The 212-nt window shown below is 59.9% G+C and carries 1 protein-coding gene; it reads left to right on the forward strand.

The features are described 5' to 3' along the window. Window positions 1-31: 31 nt before the first annotated feature. Window positions 32-212 (forward strand): hypothetical protein (locus ASD32_RS30065; protein WP_162252680.1); only part of this gene is annotated, 181 nt, incomplete at its 3' end.

Genomic DNA, 212 nt, shown 5'->3' on the forward strand with positions numbered 1-212 from the left:
CCCCTACGTTATATCTCCTGCCGGATTGAGCGTGACGGCGAATGTTTACCGCCAGGTGCGTGCCCGCATCCGTAAGTTCGGTTCACCCGTCTGGGATGGCGGCGTTTGGTGGAATAGGTCAACCGATATTGGATGGGCGCCTGGGCGCTTCACCGCGATCGTTGAACCGGCCTATGACCTCAACGGTGTTGGCCTGATCACCGCGCAGATGG

The organism is Rhizobium sp. Root483D2 (genome assembly GCF_001426685.1).
GTDB lineage: Bacteria > Pseudomonadota > Alphaproteobacteria > Rhizobiales > Rhizobiaceae > Pararhizobium > Pararhizobium qamdonense.